The sequence below is a fragment of the Arthrobacter sp. A5 genome (assembly GCF_051131705.1).
Lineage (GTDB): Bacteria > Actinomycetota > Actinomycetes > Actinomycetales > Micrococcaceae > Arthrobacter_M.
On sequence record NZ_CP180316.1, the window covers coordinates 3,662,987 to 3,678,716 of the forward strand.

The following is a 15,730-nucleotide window of genomic DNA, read 5'->3' on the forward strand; positions in this document are numbered from 1 at the left end:
ACACAAACACACGATGGCTCTAGACCAGTCTGCCCTGCTCGATCTCCTCGGACAACTGAAGCTCACCGATGTCTCGGACCGGATCCGTGCCGCGACCGAAACGCTGTACCAGCAGCTCATCGAGGCTGAGGCGACCGCGTTCATCGGTGCCGCCCCGTTCGAGCGCTCCGAGGCGCCTACCACCCAGCGCAACGGGTCCCGGCCCAGGACGTTGACTACTACCGCCGGGGACCTGAACCTGAAGATCCCGAAGCTGCGGAACGGGTCGTTCTTCCCGGCCTTGCTGGAGCGCCGCCGCCGTGTGGACCAGGCTCTTTACGCGGTGGTGATGGAGGCCTACCTGCACGGGGTCTCCACCCGCAAGGTCGATGATCTGGTCAAAGCGCTCGGGGCCGATACCGGGATCTCCAAGTCTGAAGTTTCCCGGATCTGCGAGGCCCTCGACCACGAAGTCGGCGCGTTCAGGGACCGCGATCTGTCGGTCATGGAATACCCGTATGTGTTCCTGGACGCCACCTACTGCAAGGCCCGTGTCGGGCACCGTGTGGTGTCCCAGGCGGTCGTGGTCGCCTTCGGGGTTGCCGCCGACGGACGCCGGGAAGTCCTGGGCTTCGACGTCGGCGACAGCGAAAACGAAACGTTCTGGACGGCGTTCCTGCGGTCGTTGAAGGCCCGCGGGCTGGACGGAGTGAAGCTGGTGATCTCCGACGCCCACAGCGGCCTGAAGAAAGCCATCGGGACGGTGTTCCAGGGCGCGGCATGGCAGCGCTGCCGCGTGCATTTCATGCGCAACGTTCTCTCGACCGTGCCGAAGGGATCCCAGGACATGGTTGCCTCGATCATCCGCACCGCCTTCGCCCAGCCCGATGCCGGGCACGTGAACACCCAGTTCGACGAAGTCACCCGGATGCTGGTCAAATCCCATCCGAAGGTCGCCGCGATGCTCGGCGACGCCCGGGAGGACGTGCTCGCGTTCACCGGGTTCCCCGCCAGACACTGGCGCCAGATCTGGTCCACGAATCCCATGGAACGGGTCAACAAGGAAATCAAGAGGCGGACCGACGTCGTCGGGGTCTTCCCCAACCCTGCAGCCCTCCTCCGGCTCGCCGGCGCGGTCCTCGTCGAGCAACACGACGAGTGGGAAGCCGGGGACCGCCGATACCTTTCCGAGGCGTCCATGGCCGAACTAAAAGCAATGAACACGGCACCCGCCGAACCGGTCGAGGAGGCGATTTTGCTCCCCGAACTCACTGCAGCATAATCAGAGAACTGACCCGCACGGTGTCGAGGCAAACTCCACCACTCAGCGGGACGTAACCCGTTCTTCTCCCCAGCGAAGCAGAGGTCCGTACTGCTCTCACGCAGTTGCGAAAAACGAACGAGAACGGCATAGTCACGGCACGGAACCTCGCAGGTCAGCTTGGCCTGTCGAACTCAACCTTCTGGCGACACTTCCCGGAAATCGCTCAAGAGGTCGCCGACGAGCGTCGAAGCACGCTTCGCGTCGCCCGGACAGTTCCTGCCGGCCCACCACGGGCCAGCGAGCCTGACGGCGCTCTCCGAAGCGAAAACGTGAAACTGAGGGATCAGATTGAGCTTGCAGTCGCACATATCCAACGACTCACAATCGACAACGAGGCACTTGGAGAACAACTTGAAGCCCAAAGGCACATTGTAAAACTTCCCAGGGGCGGCTCGCAGAGATGAAGAACGGTATTTCTGCGCTCGGAAACAACAACCAACAGCCCTCGGGCGTTATGAGAGACCGGGGTACGGCAACCTCGAACCCGACCGACTGGCTGACCACTATGTGGCGGGGGTGTGCCGAATCCGTTAGGGACTCGCAGCCCGATGGACCCCTCCTACACTGCGGTCCAAAGCATTTTGCGAGTTTTGCCGCCGTGGTCGTCCAGCGGCGAAAATCCGGTCCCGGACACTATGGATGTGCATCCACCACCCCGGGTCCTGATCCCGTCGAGCCGGTGGCAGGGCATGGACTACTCGTTTCCGCAATCGGGACGCTGTACAGTTCGGATCAACGGCGATGGATCCCGCCGGGGAGTGAATGCCCGAACCGCCATTATGGCTGATGGTTTCCTGCCTTGTCGTTCGAAGGTAGGTCACTATGCCCGGAATAGTTGCCGCGCCCAGGCTGTGGTGGCCGGCCTCCACCGTTGAGGCAATGGCCGGGGCAGACGGAAACCATCTGCATTGTTTGCCAATACCGGCTCCTGTCCGGGCTCAGGCCGCACTGGTGGTGGAGTGGTGAGCGTCCGGCCTGAACGACCCTTGGTTCCGCGGGCTTCCTTTGTCCTGGCTGGGGAAGAGGTCCGCCAGCTGTGGTCGTTCGTGCATGGGGACATCATGGACGGTGGCCTGCGCCGGTATCTGCGCGGCTCGTTGGGGTTGTGTCCGCGCCATGCCTGGGGCCATGCGGTCGTGGAGATCGAATTGTGGCAGGCCGGGGCCGGGCTGCGGGGAGGGCACCAACCTTTCGATGTTGCCGTCCTCCACGAGGACCTTCTGAACCATGTGGCCTCTGAACTGGGGCGCCGGCCCGGAATGTTCCACCGGCATCCGGAAGCCATCCTCAGCCCGGTGAACCCTTGCCGTATCTGCAGTGAAATGGACGGACCGGCCACGCCAGGGCTGCGGATGGGCTACGCGAATTCGAACACGGCTGCCCTGACCGATGAGGCCAACCTCCTGGACTACACCCGGCGTTGGTGCACCGAAACTCTGGATACCTGGGCGGCCCGGGCCTGCCCGGCCTGCACAGGTGAGGACGCCGACAGCGTCCAAGACTGGTTCACCGGGTCATTGGCGGACCGGGCACTGTTGTGCCGACGGCACCTGCTGGCATCAGGGAGCCTGAGCGCCGAGCTCCGGACCATGGTGGTTCAACGACTGACGGAAATCCGCAGACGCCTGCTACGGCTCATCGAGTCCATGACCGATACGGGGGCGCCTGCCACGGCCGGGGACAACGCGTCATGGATTGAGGCCCTGGGCTGGTTCGCCGGCTGGGGTCTGCCCCTGCACCTGGCACAGACAGGAATCCCGCCCTTTCCACGTCCCACACAAGATCCCCTCTGAAAGGAAGCACCATGGAAGAACATTTTGCCGTGATCGAAATCCCCGCCGGCAGCAACAACAAATATGAGATGGACCATGACAGTGGCCGCATTGTCCTGGACCGTGCCCTGTACACGGCTTTCGGCTACCCGGCCGACTACGGATTCATCGACGGGACCTTGGGCCTGGACGGCGACCCGCTGGACGTTCTGGTCCTGCTGGAGAACCCGGTGCTTCCGGGCATCGGAATCCGGGTCCGGGCCGTGGGGGTCTTCAACATGGTCGACGAGGCCGGACCGGACTCAAAGATCATTGCCGTGCCCTTTGGCGACCGCCGCTGGGACGACATCACCGACACCGGCGACGTTCCCGCACCGGTGCGGGAACGGATTGAGCATTTCTTTACCCACTACAAGGAACTGGAACCGGGGAAGTGGGTGACTGTGCAGGGCTGGGGCGGCCGCGAGGAAGCGGACCGGCTCCTGGCCGAGGCCTATGAAAGGCACAGCTAAACCGGCCCGGAGCCGCCGGTGATAGCACGGTCATGGGCTGGCGCCGGGTAGACACGGCACTGTAGGGTCGGTATCGGTGATGGATCCCGCCGGAACTGCCCTGCAGTTCGAACCGCCGCCTGGCTGATGGTTCCTACCTTTGCACTTCAAAGGTAGGTGGACTATGCCCGGTCTCGGCACTCTGATCCTGCTGCGTCACGGCCAAAGCACCCTCAACGCCCAAGGACGGTTTACCGGGCTGCTCGACCCGCCGCTGACGACCCGGGGCCGTGGGGAAGCCCGGCACGCCGCCGAAACCCTCGCCGCCGCCGCATTCATCCCCGAGATCATACTTTCCTCCACGATGGCCCGTGCCGTGGAAACGGCAGAGCTGGTCACCGGGTTGCTCACGGCCGGGACGGCGTCGGTCCAAACGGCCTGGGAACTCAATGAACGCAGCTATGGCTCCCTGACCGGACGGCGAAGAAAAGAACTTCTGGCCGAATTCGGGCCCCAGGTGCTCCATTACTGGCGCCGGTCCCTCTACGCGGCCCCGCCACCGATGACACCCCGGCAGCTGGCCGCCATCGGCCGCAGCCACGCAGTGGCTGCCATGCCCCCGGGCACCGCCCGCCCCACGGAGTCCCTGAACGCCGTGGCCACACGGGTCCGGGGACTCTGGCACCAAACCCTCCGGCCCCTCCTGCACGCCGGATCAGAAGTCTTGGTGGTCGGCCACGGCAATTCCCTGCGTGCCCTGTGCCTGGTCATCGACTCCCTCACCGAGGACGAGGTCGAGGGGTTGAACCTGCCCACCGGGCACCCGTTGGAATACCGCTTCCACCCAGGATTCGTTCCGTATCCGCGGGCCGGGACCTACCTTGACCCCGGCGCAGCCGCCGACGCCGTGGGCGTACTCGCCGCCGACGGCGGCACGTGAACGGCCACATGCTTTCCAACCTTGACCACCCCTCACCACTGACCGGAGCGACCACCATGAATGAGCTGACCTTCACCGCCGTCCACGCCTTGCAGATCCTCGACTCACGCGGCCACCCCACCCTGCGCGTGACCCTGACATCCCGTGACGGCGCCGTGGCAACGGCCTCGGCACCCTCGGGAGCGTCCACCGGCGCCCACGAGGCCATCGAATTGCGCGACGGCGGACCGGCGTACGCGGGTCGCGGCGTGGAAAGCGCCGTTGCGGGGATCAACACCGTCATCCGGGAGCTGCTGCTCTCCCGGCCCTGGCCGAGCCAACGCATCCTGGATGCGGCGTTGTGTGAGCTGGATGGAACGGCGGAGAAGTCCCGGCTGGGGGCCAACGCCGTTGTCGCCGTATCCATGGCCGCCGCCCGTGCCTTCGCTACCGCCTCCGGGCACCCGCTGCACACCTGGATCGGGCATTCCCTCGGGCGGGCCGAACGGCTGCCCGTCCCGCACTTCAACGTCCTCAACGGCGGCGCCCACGCAGCGAACCCGCTCGCCTTCCAGGAATTCATGATCGCCCCAACCGGCGCCCCTACCCTGCCTGAGGCCATCCGGTGGGGCTCGGAAATCTACCACGCCCTGGGCGCGGCGCTGCGGCACAAGGGCCTCTCCACCGGGCTCGGAGATGAGGGAGGCTACGCCCCGGAAATCTCCCGGCCCGAAGAGGCCCTTGAGCTGATCACGGCCGCCATCTCCGATGCCGGCTACACCCCGGGGACCGGCGGGGTGTCCATCGCCTTGGACCCGGCCGCGAACTACTTCTACCAAGACGGCAGCTACGAGCTGAACGGGCGCTCCTACACACCCACCCAGCTGACCGGGTATTACGAGAAACTGATCTCAGAATATCCGATCCGCAGCCTGGAGGACCCCCTGGCCGAAGATGACCGGCCGGGGTGGCCGGAGCTGACGGCGGCCCTGGGCCGCCGGGTGCAGGTCGTCGGCGATGACCTGTTCGTCACCAACCCCGACCGGGTCCGGACAGGCATCGCGGAGGCGGCCGCGAACGCGGTGTTGATCAAACCCAACCAAATCGGCACCGTCACAGAAACCCTGGACACCCTTACTGTCGCCGACCGGGGCGGGTTCACCGCCATGGTCTCCCACCGTTCCGGGGAAACAGAGGATACTTTTGTGGCGGACCTGGCCGTCGGCTCCGGCTGCGGACAGCTCAAGTCCGGGGCCCCGGCCCGGGGGGAACGGGTAGCCAAATACAACCGGCTCCTTGAAATCGCCGACGCCCACCCAGCCATGCCCTACGGGCCGGGAACCGGCCCTCAGGAAACGGCCGCCCGTCATGACTGAGCCAGGACGGCCCCGGGATGCCCACTACCGCATTACCCGCCCCGTGTTGATGGGTGTCATCCCCGGCCAGCCGCTGGCCGTCGCCCACCGGGCCGCCGAGCTGGCGTACAGCCTGGACGTCGAGCTGGTCTGCGCCTATGTGGATGTCACCAGCTACCTGGTGGAGGAGGCACCGGACGGCTCGGTCGCCTCCCAACCCATCGACCCGGACGGGGTCGATGACGATCTTGAGGCCATCTCCGCCGGAATCAAGGACCGTCTCTCCGATCCTGTCCCCGTACGGGATCCCCTGGAGCTACCGGGCCCTGGCCGGGGAGCCCGTCCACGCGCTGGGACGCCTGGCCCACACCCTGGATGCGTCCATGATCGTCATCGGAACCCACGAACGCGGGCTCGGGCACCGGCTGGAGGAATTTCTCACCGGTTCCCTCGCAGTCCACCTGGCTCACCGGTGCCAACGAGGGCGGAAAATCAACGTTCCTGCGCAGCCTCGGCGCCGCCCAGCTGATGATGCAATGCGGCATGTTTGTCTGCGCCGACTACTTCAGCTCGAGCATCAGCAATGCCATCTACAGCCACTACAAACGCGAGGAAGACGCCGAACTCAACAGCGGCAAACTCGATGAGGAACTCGAGCGCATGAGCACCATCGCCGACACCATCACCCCCCATTCACTCGTACTCTTCAACGAGTCCTTCTCCGCCACCAACGAACGCGAAGGATCAGCCATCGCCCGGAACATCATCACCGCCCTGTTGGAGACAAACATACGCATCGTGTTCGTGACCCACTTCTTTGACCTCTCCCACGGCCTCTACACCCAACACCTGCCCAGGGCCCTGTTCCTGCAGGCGCAACGGGAAGACGACGGCCGACGGACCCACCGAATCGTAGAAGGAGAGCCGGCCTACACCAGCTACGGCGAAGACCTCTATGAGCAGATCTTCAGCAAGCACCGGCAGGCGTTCCGGCCCCCGCCACGGATGGGTCCTAGAAGCAGTCACCACCGGTGACGGGCCGTCCCGGGCCAATCACTTAACGGTGTCGGTCATCCGGCGCGGCGTCAGCGCCGGGGAGGAAAAGACCGCCCCGGCCATCCAGAACGCCGCATACAAAAAGGCCACGGTCGGGGAGAAGACCGCCCACAGGACACCGGCCACCACGGTCGCGCCCAGGTCACCAAAGGACTGCACCAGCCCCAACAGCCCGTACCCATTGCCCCTCAACCGGTCCGGCAGCAGTAACGCCACCGCCGTCTGCTCCGACGTCTCCGCGAAGCCAATCCCGACACCGGCGAGCACAAACCCAGCCAGCAACACCACCCAGCCACCCCCATCGATGGCAAAAAGTAGATAGGCGGCCACATACATGGCCGCGCCCAGGGTGAAGACCAGTCGCGGGCTCAGCCGATCGATCAGATGCCCACCGGCCAGGGCCGCGGCCGACGCCGCGGCGTTGTGGCATGCATACATCAGGATCGCCGCGGTCACTGCCGTCCCGGCGCCCATCCCGCCGGCTTCCAGTACCGTCGTGGCCCGCAGGATCAGCAGCGTCGCCGCAAGGTTTCCCAGTTCAAAGAACGACACCGGCAGCAGAGCCGTGAACAAGCCGGCCTGACGCAATTCGCCCACATTGAAACTGAGCGTCCGCTTCCCGGCCGGGGTGGCCACCACCTTGCGGGCCTGCCGTGCGGCCACCACGATGGCCACGGCAGCAAACATGCTCGGGATAAAGGACAACACGATCGCCGTCCTGATGCCCAGCAGCCCCACCAGGGAAGCCGCCAGCAGCGGGCCCACAATGGCCCCCGCGTTATCACCCGCCCGTTCAATGCCGGCCGCGCGCCCGTACGCGGTCCGGGGCGTGATCGACACCAGGAGCGTGTCCCGCGCCGGGGACCGCACCCCACGCGACGCCCACGCCAGCGCACGGAACCCGGCGACCTGCCACACCGCGGTACAGACCCCGATCAGGGCCGTCGCGATGGCGGTCAGCAGGTATCCGCCCGAGGCGATCTTGGCCCGGCGGGACGGATCATTGGACAGCGGGCCGCCAGCGAGCTTGCTCAACCCCACCAGGGCATCCGAGACGCCCTCTATCGCGCCCAGCGCGGCCGGGCCGCTGTGCAGGGTCGAACTGAGAAAGGACGGCAGCAAGGAGGTGACGAGCTCATGGCCCGAATCACTGAAAAAGGAAGCCGCACCCACCCCGAGAATGCCCGGATTGAGCCACTTCCCCGCCCGATCCGGCCCGGACCCGGAATCTGAGACACCCACTGGACCGGCAGTCCCAGGTACCGGACCAATGCCCTCACCTGCGGCGGTGCGATCATCTGCACCACCGTGGTCCCCACTCGTTTCGCCCATGGCAATCTCCCACCCGTCGCTCGGGGCAGGAAACCATCAGCCATATTGGCGGTTCGGACCCCAGGGCCCCGGCGGGATCCATCACCGTTAGCACGATCGTAACCGAAAGCCGGCCCAGCTGACACGCACCGCAAAAAGCCCCCAGACGCCAACAGATGCTTCCCCTGACCGGCCGTCCAGGGAACACGGATCCTCGGACGGGTCGGCGGCACGCTGACCTCCAGCACATTGGTCCGCAATCCGCCGGGGAACCGGCCGTCGTCAGTGCCAAGGCCACAGGGCCCGGGGTGGCTGTGCCCAGGAATCCCTGCCCCAGCGCAACACATGGCAAGGACACGCCCCACCGCCCCCGTCTGGCCATCGCCGGCGACAGGACCCGGCCTGCGACGACACCCACCGCGCGGCCAGGAATCTCCATTCCATGCACCCGCCAACGATGCCCGGGAGCACCGGGGGTGGGCGCGCCACCGGCTAATGGTGATGGCGGAAAATGTCCATGGCTTCACGGACGGCGTAGTAGACGATGACCAGGCCCGCCAGCGGATCCGCCCACCGCCACCCCGCCAAATCATTGAGCACGACACCGGTCAGGACCGCAGTGGCCAGCAACCCGTCGATGAACGTCACCCGCCCTTCGGCCACCAGGACCCGATTGCCCAACGCCTTGCCCGTGCGTGACCTGCCCGCAGCGAGGGTAAACATGACGACGGCCGTGACAGCAGTCCAGGCAATCCCACCCGGACTCGGTGTCGCACGGTGACCTACGGCCAAGGCAACCCCGGATTGGACCAACAGGTAGCCTGCCAGGACAAGAAACGCCCCGCCAATCAATTTCAGGGCCCATCTTTGACGCTGTTCGCCGGTGCCCGAGAGTTCCCAGATCACGACCAGGCTGGCGCCGATCTCAATCAGGCTGTCCAGGCCGAACCCGGCAAGGGCCACCGACCCGGCCGCAATCGAGGCAACCGCCAGAATAACGACACCAATCACGTTCCAGCCCAAAGTGAACCATTCCAGGGCAAATCCGCGCCGCCGCAGCCGATTCGAGTCCACGGCCTGCACATCGTCAAGCACCATCGCTCTGCCCCGATTTCGCGGCCGTCGGGCCCAGCCCTGCGAGCCGTTCAATGATCGCCAATCCGGCCGGAGTCCCGGGCCAGTGCTCGCGCAGCGACACCGGCCCAGCACTGCGAATCACCGAACGCAATGTGATCGCCACAATGATGACGTCATCTGCGTGACCAATCACCGGCAGGAAGTCCGGGACAAGATCCAGCGGAGACACCAAGTACACCAGCAGCAGAACAAGCCGGACACGAACACCACGCGGCAGGGACCGGTCAGCGCCCATGCGCCGGATGACGCGCAAAAGATCCGGCAACAGACGCAGTGCATCGTTTAGACCCACCGTCTCCGGATGGCGCCGGGCATAAATCCAGATGGCCAACAAAAGAACCAGATAGATGGCGGCCAGACCTGCCAAGATCCCGAGCAACGGTTCCCACCACTTCAAAGCCCTACTCTCCCGTCCCTGGCATCACCGAGTCGACCGGGGCGTGAAGGACCGCATAGACCCTCTCTGCATAGCTATCAAACACTGCCGCGCAGCACCGCAGCCTTTCCTCCGAGGCCAGCGCCTGCGGAAGTTCGAGCACGTCCAGAACGTTTCGTTTTCGCTGTCGCCGACGTCGAAGCCCAGGACTTCCCGGCGTCCGTCGGCGGCAACCCCGAAGGCGACCACGACCGCCTGGGACACCACACGGTGCCCGACACGGGCCTTGCAGTAGGTGGCGTCCAGGAACACATACGGGTATTCCATGACCGACAGATCGCGGTCCCTGAACGCGCCGACTTCGTGGTCGAGGGCCTCGCAGATCCGGGAAACTTCAGACTTGGAGATCCCGGTATCGGCCCCGAGCGCTTTGACCAGATCATCGACCTTGCGGGTGGAGACCCCGTGCAGGTAGGCCTCCATCACCACCGCGTAAAGAGCCTGGTCCACACGGCGGCGGCGCTCCAGCAAGGCCGGGAAGAACGACCCGTTCCGCAGCTTCGGGATCTTCAGGTTCAGGTCCCCGGCGGTAGTAGTCAACGTCCTGGGCCGGGACCCGTTGCGCTGGGTGGTAGGCGCCTCGGAGCGCTCGAACGGGGCGGCACCGATGAACGCGGTCGCCTCAGCCTCGATGAGCTGCTGGTACAGCGTTTCGGTCGCGGCACGGATCCGGTCCGAGACATCGGTGAGCTTCAGTTGTCCGAGGAGATCGAGCAGGGCAGACTGGTCTAGAGCCATCGTGTGTTTGTGTCCTTTGTGAGTTCTTTGATCGGTACTCACTGACCATCGCACGATGGCTCTTCACGTCGGAAATCCGATGCTCAGAAGCCGGGAACTACACCACTCCACGGGACGTAACCCTAAAGGAGCGAAAAAACAGTGGATAACGTACACCCCGTCATCACCTCAAGAGTCGTTTTTGACCGGATCAGACAAGACCATGACATTGCCGACCTTGAAGTCCGATTCGTGTACCCAGAACAGCTCAAAGCAATGATTCGGGACTATGTCCTGCCGTACATGGACTATCCGGAATTCGACCTGCACATCACCCAGGACAAGGGCTTGATCGATGCTGTCACCTATAACGCCGGCAACTTCACCATCACCACCGAAAACCCCGCCGTCGTAGACGAAGCCGGCACCGGTACCGGCGAGAACCTGGTCCCAGGTCGAAAAACGCTCAACAACGAGAGAACACTCCAAAGTGCTGCCCAAAACCACCTGGACGCCACCATGCGGCTGGAGGAAACCAAACAGCAACTGGCACAGATCATCCGCACGGCAGCAGGGAAGCATCCCAACCCGGAATGGATAGCCGACCAAACCGGACTCAATCCGAACGTCGCGGAACAGGTGTTGAGCGTCGCATTGTTTGACGGCGGCCGCGTCGTGTCCAGTGGTGATGGATGATTTTGGGAGAAAGCCTGATTAGGCTGGCCGGCAGCGTCAGAGTAACGATGACCTGTTAAGCGAATGGCTCGGCGTAAGACTTTGTAACCTCAACGTCAGTTCTAACGCGGAAGGCCGCGCTGATCCTCACCTTAAAATCATGATCTTGGGGTTGTTGGGTCGGAATTGCTCAGCGGACGTTTGACCTGCCCCGCATACGCCGGCGAAACCGTCGCCGCGAGGGCGGCGCTGCATCAGTTGGAGCCTCCCGGGCACCAGATCATCTATTAGGCTCAGCTCACAGTTATGTGCAGTTTCGCGGTGTGAGGCGTTGTAGTGCCCTTGCGTCGGCAGAGTTGAGAGTCAGTTGTCGGTAGCGGCCACTGCACATAATCGTCAGGCTTCTTGTATCCGAATAGTTCGGAAGACAAGGAGCAGATGATGAAAACTCGTGATCGATTGACGCTGGAAGGAACACTGTCCGATTTCGATGAGTATCTGCGCCGCATCCGCGGCGTATTGCTCATCCTCGACCATCCCATCACGCTACTGGGCCGCAACTCCGATGGTTAAAGACCTGCGTCGCCAAGAGGTGCCAGCTATCTTGAAGCTTGGAACCGCCAGCGCAGCTCTTCCATCCGGCGGACGCAACCTTCGCTTGACGGCCCCGGCAACGAAGCCAGTGACTCGCGCCGGGGCATATCAATAACGACCCATACTGACGTGCTCCGCGATGCCACCTCGGTCCCTAGCGGTTCGCTGGCCAGGGCGACGGCAAATGCACCGTAGTGGCGGGTATCTGGGCTTCGAGTTGCCGCGTTGTCATTTTAGAAGTCGTCTGCACCGGTTCATGCGGCGGAAGGGTGCGAGTGCAGGCGGCTACTGACATCGGATTGTCAGAAGTCCCGTGCACCGTCATGCATTTTTCAAGAGTCCTCTGCACCAAAAACGCGTCACGGTGCTGCAGCTGCGGCGGTGTTTGTTGCTGGGACCCAGCGGTACAGCGTAGGTACTGAGACGCCGAGACTGGCGGCTACTTCTTTTGGCGGAGTCCCCTAGCGCAACAGTTTCCTGGCCGAGCGGATCTTGGCGTCAGTCATGATTCGTTTACGGCCACCGATCCTGCCTTGTTCTCTGGCTGCCCGAAGGCCCGCTTGGGCGCGCTCGACCATGAGCTCGCGTTCCATTTGCGCGAGCGATGCCATGACGTTGAAGAAGAAGCGCCCCGACGCTGTGGTGGTGTCGATTGAGTCGGTGAGGCTGACAAAGCCAATGCCCTGGTCATTGAGTCCGCCGGCAAAGTCCAGCAGGTCATTCACGCTTCGGCCAAGTCGGTCCAGCTTCCACACCACGAGAGTGTCCCCCGTCGCGTAACTGGTCCAGTGCCTGGGCGAGCACTGGACGCTTGGCCCAGGTGCCGCTGATGGTGTCCTCGTAAATGCGGTCGCAACCGGCAGCACGCAGCGCATCGCGTTGAAGGCCAAGGTTCTGATCCCGCGTAGAGACTCTGGCGTATCCAACGCGATGGGCAGTCATCCGGGGTCTTCTACCTCCTCGAAACTCGATTCAGGGCTCTCCATGAACGAGAGGTACCGGCGCGCCGTCAAGGCACGGGGTCATTTCTCGACCGAGCAGGCTGCGCTAAAGTGCCTTTATCTGGTCACCCGATCCCTCGATCCGAACGGTCCCGGCAAGACCCGATGGGCCGTGCGTTGGAAGCCAGCTTTGAACGCCTTCGCCATCACTTTCAGCGACCGATTCCCGGCAGACACTCTCAATTCGGAAGAGCCTGAAAACTACTAAATCAAAATACCGGATACACCGTTAATGAGATAGTCCCGCTGCCAGCAGTATACATGAGTTATCCGATACGAATGTGCGTTCCGGAAGTTCGGCAATGCCCCTTCAAGCTCCGGAATGAGCAGTTCGATGAGGCATAATTACCGTGAGCAGTGTCAAGGGCATGACGGGATGTTGGGTCTATTGTGGTGTTGAATTGTGGTGTTGAAGCAGTTATGGAAATCAATTTAGTTCGTAGGGCTGACCGGGCATCGATGGTGGGATGAGGGCGTATGAGACATAGACAAGCCAAAAAATTTGGCAGTGCGCGGCGTTCGCTGACGTCGGGCATAGCCGCAGTTTGCCTCGCTGTCGGGATCGGTACCGTCGGTGTTGGACTTCAGAGCCATGCTTCCCCTGAAGCCACGGCTTTCCAAACGCCCGTCACCCCATCCTCGCCTCCGGCTCTGATCTCAACGCCACCCACACCAGCCCCCGCAGCAGCGCCGGCATCGCCTGCTACGCCAGCGGTACCGGCCCCACCGCCAGGCCCGGTTCCCGCAACCGCGCCTGCACCGCCGCCGGCTGCGTCGGGCGTGTCGAGTGCTCTGGTTGGGCCGGTCCTTCCCGCCTCGAAGCCTGCCACGGTGGCCATTGACACCATTGGTGTGAGTTCCGGGTTGATGAAACTGGGTTTGGAAGCCGACGGGACGGTCGCTGTGCCGCCTGGGGATGCTGACGCCCCCGCCGGTTGGTACGAGAATGCGCCCACTCCTGGTGAGCTCGGATCCTCGATCATCCTTGGCCACGTCAATTCAATTCAAACCGGTGTCGGCGTGTTCTACCGCTTGCATGAGTTGCAGGACGCGGATCAGGTGTCCGTGACCCGCGAGGATGGGACGGTGGCAGTTTTTCAGGTGTACCGCGTGGACACCTATGACAAGGCATCTTTTCCCGCCGCGCAGGTTTACGGCAACGCTGGCCGGGCGGAATTACGACTGATCACCTGTGGTGGGTACGACCCATCGACGGGCGAATTCAACCAAAACACTGTTGCATACGCTTACCTGATTTCCAGCCATCCTGCATAGAATCCAGCGAATTTTTATGGTCACAAAGCACGTCAGCGCTTGTAATTATTCGTTTGACCGATAGTGTCATGAGTACAAGGGGGGTTGACCGTAACGTCTCCCAGTGTCTCTAATGAATGGTTGGTGTTGGGTTATGTTCGATCAGAGTTTTATTGCCAAAGCTATTTCCAGAAGCGCGGAAAACTCGGTAGACCGACGCCGGTTTTTCCGCACCGCGGGACTGACCGGTTTGGGCGTCAGCTCAGCGGCGCTGCTCGCCACAGCAGCACCGGCCCATGCCGCCACCATGGACATGACAGGCCCCAGTGATTCGGCGATCCTGAACTTCGCCCTGAACCTGGAATACCTGGAAGCGGAGTTCTACCTGCGAGCCATTGACGGTCAGGGGCTTCCCGCTGATCTGGTCACCGGGACCGGCACCCCCGGCGGTGTCACCGGCGGGCACGCTGTGCCCTTCAAGACCAAGGCCATCGAGCAGTACGCCAGGGAAATCGCGGCAGATGAAAAAGCACACGTGGCTTTCCTGCGCACAGCACTCGGCAGCGCCGCCGTCTCCCGCCCCAGCATCGACATCGGCGCGAGCTTCACCGCAGCTGCCGTCGCCGCAGGGCTGATCAAGGAAGGCGAACCTTTCGACGTCTATGAAAACGAAGATAACTTCCTGCTGGGCGCATTCATCTTCGAAGATGTCGGAGTCACCGCCTACAAGGGTGCCGCTCCCCTGATCGACAACAAAACATTCCTGGACGCAGCCGCCGGTATCCTTGCCGTCGAGGCGTACCACGCCGGCATCATCAGGACCTCGCTCTACTCCAAGGACCTGCAGGTACCGGCCCTTGCAATCTCTGACGCCAGGGACAGCCTCGATGGACCCGATGACCTGGATCAGGGAATCGGCACCACGGAGGAGGCGAACCTCGTACCCACCGACGCAAACGGACTCGCCTTCAGCCGCACCCCCGGCCAGGTCCTGAACATCGTCTACTTGAACCCCGAACCAGTACGCTCCGGCGGATTCTTCCCCAACGGTGTCAATGGCGAACTCAACGGCAGCGGAAACCTCGGCCCACAAGCAGGCGGATCCATCCCCTCCGGCGCCCCGGGAACCGGCATCGAGGGAACCAACACCAGCGGACCCGACATGGGCCTGATCGGCCTCGGAGGCGGAGTGGCCCTCGCCGCCGGCGCAGCCCTAGCCGTACACCACAAGATGGGCACCAAGACCGCAGCGGAAACCACCACGGCGCAGTCAGAGTAAAAAGCACCCGCCCCAAACGGCCGCAAAGCAGCCGTAGACAGCAATCCCGAGTGCAGATGGTTATCATGCCGCTTCAACAACGGCTTCGATGACCATCTGCACTTATGCTTGAACGCTTAAACTTGTGGGGGCCCGGCTCAATCAGTTGTTACTGCTCTGGCGGCGCACAGCGTATGTTCCACCGGCTGCAGCGAGGAGGACCAGACCTCCACCGAGAGCGATGATGGTAGACCCGTCACCCGTTTCGTTCACCACCCCAGTGTCGGCGCCGCCCTTGGGTACCGCAGCCATCTGATCCATTCCCTTGGTCTCTGCACTACCGGGCTCCGCAACCTCAGGCGCCGGCGTGCAGACAACTTCTGATAGTCCGTGCAGTCGTCTTCTGAAACTGACAACATTCCCACATGGGGCACGCTCCCCGTTTCGCGAG

At 63.3% G+C, this 15,730-nt stretch carries 14 protein-coding genes, 4 pseudogenes and 3 riboswitches; of the genes and pseudogenes, 11 read left to right on the forward strand and 7 right to left on the reverse strand.

The window, feature by feature from the left end; all coding sequences use genetic code 11:
* The first annotated feature begins 13 nt into the window (after positions 1–13).
* The 6 genes from ACLLJI_RS17290 to ACLLJI_RS17315 all read left to right on the forward strand — a co-directional run bounded on the left by ACLLJI_RS17290 (position 14) and on the right by ACLLJI_RS17315 (position 6,875).
* Positions 14–1,261: an IS256 family transposase gene (locus tag ACLLJI_RS17290; RefSeq protein ID WP_434614863.1), complete on the forward strand. Its 1,248-nt coding sequence runs from the start codon at positions 14–16 to the stop codon at positions 1,259–1,261.
* Between the two features lie 770 nt (positions 1,262–2,031).
* Positions 2,032–2,107: riboswitch (Fluoride riboswitch) on the forward strand.
* Positions 2,108–2,265: 158 nt separating this feature from the next.
* The gene (locus tag ACLLJI_RS17295) at positions 2,266–3,096 is read left to right on the forward strand and encodes a hypothetical protein (RefSeq protein ID WP_434614866.1); all 831 of its coding nucleotides are present in this window, start codon (positions 2,266–2,268) and stop codon (positions 3,094–3,096) included.
* Positions 3,097–3,107: 11 nt separating this feature from the next.
* Entirely contained in the window at positions 3,108–3,587 is a 480-nt protein-coding gene (locus ACLLJI_RS17300; protein ID WP_434614869.1) for an inorganic diphosphatase, read from the forward strand.
* A gap of 66 nt (positions 3,588–3,653) precedes the next feature.
* Positions 3,654–3,730: riboswitch (Fluoride riboswitch) on the forward strand.
* A 20-nt stretch (positions 3,731–3,750) separates the two neighbouring features.
* Entirely contained in the window at positions 3,751–4,506 is a 756-nt protein-coding gene (locus ACLLJI_RS17305) for a 2,3-bisphosphoglycerate-dependent phosphoglycerate mutase (protein WP_434614872.1), read from the forward strand.
* 8 nt (positions 4,507–4,514) lie between these two features.
* Positions 4,515–5,861: a phosphopyruvate hydratase gene (gene eno / locus ACLLJI_RS17310; RefSeq protein WP_434614875.1), complete on the forward strand. Its 1,347-nt coding sequence runs from the start codon at positions 4,515–4,517 to the stop codon at positions 5,859–5,861.
* A gap of 504 nt (positions 5,862–6,365) precedes the next feature.
* Complete coding sequence (locus tag ACLLJI_RS17315; protein WP_434621632.1) at positions 6,366–6,875, forward strand: MutS-related protein; 510 nt, start codon at positions 6,366–6,368, stop codon at positions 6,873–6,875.
* A gap of 18 nt (positions 6,876–6,893) precedes the next feature.
* Here the strand turns inward: ACLLJI_RS17315 and ACLLJI_RS17320 are convergent, their stop codons facing one another.
* From ACLLJI_RS17320 to ACLLJI_RS17340, 5 genes and pseudogenes are all read right to left on the reverse strand, one after another.
* On the reverse strand, positions 6,894–8,228 hold the full coding sequence (locus ACLLJI_RS17320) for an MFS transporter (protein ID WP_434614878.1): 1,335 nt from the start codon (positions 8,226–8,228) through the stop codon (positions 6,894–6,896).
* Positions 8,229–8,247: 19 nt separating this feature from the next.
* Positions 8,248–8,323, reverse strand: a riboswitch (Fluoride riboswitch).
* A gap of 376 nt (positions 8,324–8,699) precedes the next feature.
* Positions 8,700–9,305: a cation transporter gene (locus ACLLJI_RS17325; protein ID WP_434614881.1), complete on the reverse strand. Its 606-nt coding sequence runs from the start codon at positions 9,303–9,305 to the stop codon at positions 8,700–8,702.
* Positions 9,295–9,741, reverse strand: a complete 447-nt coding sequence (locus ACLLJI_RS17330; protein ID WP_434614884.1) for a YkvA family protein — start codon at positions 9,739–9,741, stop codon at positions 9,295–9,297. Before ACLLJI_RS17330 ends, ACLLJI_RS17325 begins: the two co-directional genes overlap by 11 nt.
* 4 nt (positions 9,742–9,745) lie before the next feature.
* A complete protein-coding gene (locus tag ACLLJI_RS17335) occupies positions 9,746–9,883 on the reverse strand; it encodes a hypothetical protein (protein WP_434614887.1) in 138 nt (45 codons plus the stop codon).
* A 2-nt stretch (positions 9,884–9,885) separates the two neighbouring features.
* Positions 9,886–10,518: pseudogene (locus ACLLJI_RS17340) on the reverse strand (IS256 family transposase); the annotation flags it as partial.
* Between the two features lie 141 nt (positions 10,519–10,659).
* Here ACLLJI_RS17340 and ACLLJI_RS17345 point away from each other — a divergent pair.
* Positions 10,660–11,193 carry a hypothetical protein gene (locus ACLLJI_RS17345; protein ID WP_434614890.1) on the forward strand — a complete coding sequence of 178 codons (534 nt, stop codon included), beginning with the start codon at positions 10,660–10,662 and terminating at the stop codon, positions 11,191–11,193.
* A gap of 417 nt (positions 11,194–11,610) precedes the next feature.
* A complete protein-coding gene (locus ACLLJI_RS17350) occupies positions 11,611–11,745 on the forward strand; it encodes a hypothetical protein (RefSeq protein ID WP_434614893.1) in 135 nt (44 codons plus the stop codon).
* A gap of 380 nt (positions 11,746–12,125) precedes the next feature.
* Here ACLLJI_RS17350 and ACLLJI_RS17355 read toward each other — a convergent pair.
* Together ACLLJI_RS17355 and ACLLJI_RS17360 are read right to left on the reverse strand one after the other, a co-directional pair.
* A pseudogene (locus ACLLJI_RS17355) lies at positions 12,126–12,194 on the reverse strand (recombinase family protein); the annotation flags it as partial.
* Positions 12,195–12,227: 33 nt separating this feature from the next.
* Positions 12,228–12,708: pseudogene (locus tag ACLLJI_RS17360) on the reverse strand (recombinase family protein).
* A 39-nt stretch (positions 12,709–12,747) separates the two neighbouring features.
* Here ACLLJI_RS17360 and ACLLJI_RS17365 point away from each other — a divergent pair.
* The 3 genes and pseudogenes from ACLLJI_RS17365 to ACLLJI_RS17375 form a co-directional block, all read left to right on the forward strand.
* A pseudogene (locus ACLLJI_RS17365) lies at positions 12,748–12,975 on the forward strand (transposase); the annotation flags it as partial.
* 269 nt (positions 12,976–13,244) lie between these two features.
* The gene (locus tag ACLLJI_RS17370; RefSeq protein ID WP_434614896.1) at positions 13,245–14,042 is read left to right on the forward strand and encodes a class F sortase; all 798 of its coding nucleotides are present in this window, start codon (positions 13,245–13,247) and stop codon (positions 14,040–14,042) included.
* A 133-nt stretch (positions 14,043–14,175) separates the two neighbouring features.
* The gene (locus tag ACLLJI_RS17375; protein ID WP_434614899.1) at positions 14,176–15,300 is read left to right on the forward strand and encodes a ferritin-like domain-containing protein; all 1,125 of its coding nucleotides are present in this window, start codon (positions 14,176–14,178) and stop codon (positions 15,298–15,300) included.
* The last annotated feature ends 430 nt before the right edge of the window (positions 15,301–15,730 follow it).

Coding starts and splice junctions, on each gene's coding strand:
- ACLLJI_RS17350 (WP_434614893.1), top strand. CDS start 11,611: ATGATGAAAACTCGTGATCGATTGACGCTGGAAGGAACACTGTCCGAT.
- ACLLJI_RS17305 (WP_434614872.1), top strand. CDS start 3,751: ATGCCCGGTCTCGGCACTCTGATCCTGCTGCGTCACGGCCAAAGCACC.
- eno (WP_434614875.1), top strand. CDS start 4,515: ATGCTTTCCAACCTTGACCACCCCTCACCACTGACCGGAGCGACCACC.
- ACLLJI_RS17320 (WP_434614878.1), bottom strand. CDS start 8,228: ATGGGCGAAACGAGTGGGGACCACGGTGGTGCAGATGATCGCACCGCC.
- ACLLJI_RS17290 (WP_434614863.1), top strand. CDS start 14: ATGGCTCTAGACCAGTCTGCCCTGCTCGATCTCCTCGGACAACTGAAG.
- ACLLJI_RS17325 (WP_434614881.1), bottom strand. CDS start 9,305: ATGGTGCTTGACGATGTGCAGGCCGTGGACTCGAATCGGCTGCGGCGG.
- ACLLJI_RS17370 (WP_434614896.1), top strand. CDS start 13,245: ATGAGACATAGACAAGCCAAAAAATTTGGCAGTGCGCGGCGTTCGCTG.
- ACLLJI_RS17300 (WP_434614869.1), top strand. CDS start 3,108: ATGGAAGAACATTTTGCCGTGATCGAAATCCCCGCCGGCAGCAACAAC.
- ACLLJI_RS17375 (WP_434614899.1), top strand. CDS start 14,176: ATGTTCGATCAGAGTTTTATTGCCAAAGCTATTTCCAGAAGCGCGGAA.